The organism is Streptomyces bambusae, from assembly GCF_019400985.1.
GTDB classification, from domain to species: Bacteria; Actinomycetota; Actinomycetes; order Streptomycetales; family Streptomycetaceae; genus Streptomyces; species Streptomyces bambusae_A.
In genome coordinates, this window is record NZ_WTFF01000546.1 from 1 (window position 1) to 2650 (window position 2650).

The following is a 2650-nucleotide window of genomic DNA, read 5'->3' on the forward strand; positions in this document are numbered from 1 at the left end:
TCAGTACCACGCGTAAGATAAGCGTCAGAGTCAAATGTGTAAAAGAGACAGCCCCGGACCAGTTCTTCAGTCAGATCCAGGGGTACGGCGAGGGATCAGCGCTGTTCCGGCGCCGCCGCAAGGCGCTGGGCGAGCCGGGGCCGCAGGTCGCGGTGCCCGGCCAGCCGAGCCCGGACGCCGACTGGCTGCTGGAGGAGCACCCGCCCTCGCCGCCGCGGACGTACGAGTTCCACGGCGAGAAGGTGCTGATCGTGGACGACGACGTACGCAACGTCTTCGCGCTGACCAGCGTGCTGGAGCAGCACGGGCTGGCGGTGCTGTACGCGGAGAACGGGCGTGAGGGCATCGACGTGCTGGAGCAGCACGACGACGTGGCCGTGGGGCTGATGGACATCATGATGCCGGAGATGGACGGGTACGCGACGACGGCCGCGATCCGGCGGATGCCGCAGTTCGAGGGGCTGCCCATCATCGCGCTGACCGCGAAGGCGATGAAGGGCGACAAGGAGAAGGCCCTCGACTCCGGTGCTTCCGACTACGTGACCAAGCCGGTCGACCCCGACTACCTGCTGTCGGTGATGGAGCAGCACATGCGCCGGAGGTGACCACGAGGGTGGGGGCGGACGGGGAACCTTCCGCCCTTCCACCGCGTTTCCGCTATGTGCACAGTGACATCCTGGTGACAGGGTGTGGCGATCTCGGGACTGGGGCTACGATGACCGGCACAAGGACGGACGGCGCAAGGAAGCCGTTCTCTGGGGCGGGGTCCGGCGTGCTGGCCGGAGCCAGGAGCCGGGGAGGCCCCATGCCGGGGCGAGGAGGACAGGGCATGGTGCAGAAGGCCAAGATCCTCCTGGTCGACGACCGGCCGGAGAATCTGCTGGCGCTGGAGGCCATCCTCTCCGCGCTCGATCAGACACTGGTCCGGGCGTCGTCGGGGGAGGAAGCGCTCAAGGCGCTGCTGACGGACGACTTCGCGGTCATCCTGCTGGATGTCCAGATGCCCGGGATGGATGGTTTCGAGACCGCCTCGCACATCAAGCGGCGGGAGCGGACCCGGGACATCCCGATCATCTTCCTCACCGCGATCAACCACGGTCCGCACCACACCTTCCGCGGGTACGCCGCGGGGGCCGTGGACTACATCTCCAAGCCCTTCGACCCGTGGGTGCTGCGGGCCAAGGTCTCGGTGTTCGTCGAGCTGTACATGAAGAACTGCCAGCTGCGCGAGCAGGCGTCCCTGCTGCGCCTGCAGCTGGAGGGCGGCCCGACCGGCGGCGTCGACGGCAAGGAGGCGGCCGGGCTGCTGGCCGAGCTCTCCGCGCGGCTCGCGGCCGTGGAGGAGCAGGCCGAGGCGCTGACCAAGCAGCTCGGCGAGGACTCCGCAGATCCGGCGGTGGTCGCCACCGCGGCGCACCTGGAGCGCAAGCTGACCGGTCTGCGCCGGGCCCTGGACGCGCTGGAGCCCGGGACGGGCGGCGGGGCGGCCGTACTGCCCGCGCAGACCTGATCCGGCGGACGTGATGCCGGGGGCGGGATCTCGCGGCCGATCCGGCAGGCCTGATCCCGCGGATCCGATCCGGCAGGCCTGATCCGGCCGGTCCGGTGAGGGGCAGTCAGGTCTGTTCCTACGTCAAACCGCGTACGCGGGCGCCGACACGAACGGGTGAAGGGGTGGGCACGCGTGTCCACCGGCGCGCGCACCGGTAACCTCGCCCCCATGGCCTCACGTACGTCCGGCAAGGGTTCCCAGAGCACCGCGGGCACCGCCAAGGCCCGCTCCGGCCGTACGACGGCGCCGGCGAAGAAGGCGGCGCCCGCACGCAAGCCCGCGCCCAAGAAGGCCGCGGCCGCCAAGCGTGCCCCGGCGAAGAAGGCGGCCCCCAAGCCCGCACCGTCCCCGACCGGGGGCGTGGTGCGGCTGGTGCGCGCCCTGTGGCTCGGCCTCGCCCACGCGATCGGCGCGGGGCTGCGCGGCCTCGGCCGCGGCGCGCGCAACCTCGACCCGGCGCACCGCAAGGACGGCATCGCGCTGCTGCTGATCGCGCTGGCCCTGATCGTGGCGGCCGGCACCTGGTCGAACCTGAGCGGGCCCGTGGGCGACCTGGTCACCATGCTGGTCACCGGGGCCTTCGGCCGGCTGGACCTGCTGGTGCCGGTCCTGCTCGGTGTGATGGCCGTCCGCTTCGTGCGCCATCCGGAGCAGACCGACGCCAACGGCCGGATCGGGGTCGGGCTGACCGCCCTGGTCATCGGTGTCCTCGGGCAGGTCCACATCGCCTGCGGGTCCCCGGGCCGGGGCGAGGGCACCACCGCGATGCAGGACGCGGGCGGGCTGATCGGCTGGGCCGCGTCCAAGCCGCTGATCTTCACCATGGGTGCGCCGCTGGCCGTGCCGCTGCTGGTCCTGCTGACCATCTTCGGGCTGCTGGTCGTCACCGCCACCCCGGTCAACGCCATCCCGCAGCGGCTGCGGCGGCTCGGCATCAAGCTCGGCATCATCGCCCCGAACGAATACGACGAGCAGGAGGAGGCCGCGGCCGGCGGACCCCGGCACGACCCGGAGCGCTGGCGGGCCCGCGGTGCGCGGGGCGCCGGCGCGGACGACGGGCCGGACGCGGCGGATGCCGCCGAGGAGGAGGCGCTCGCC

General features: G+C 71.8%; 2 protein-coding genes and 1 pseudogene. All 3 read left to right on the forward strand.

Features of this window, described 5'->3' with window-relative positions:
- The coding region (locus GPJ59_RS35365) for a response regulator (RefSeq protein ID WP_258025405.1) at positions 1-605 on the forward strand (605 nt) is incomplete at its 5' end.
- Positions 606-829: 224 nt separating this feature from the next.
- Entirely contained in the window at positions 830-1510 is a 681-nt protein-coding gene (locus GPJ59_RS35370; RefSeq protein ID WP_219672197.1) for a response regulator, read from the forward strand.
- Positions 1511-1720: 210 nt separating this feature from the next.
- Positions 1721-2650: pseudogene (locus GPJ59_RS35375) on the forward strand (cell division protein FtsK); the annotation flags it as partial.

Coding starts and splice junctions, on each gene's coding strand:
- GPJ59_RS35370 (WP_219672197.1), top strand. CDS start 830: ATGGTGCAGAAGGCCAAGATCCTCCTGGTCGACGACCGGCCGGAGAAT.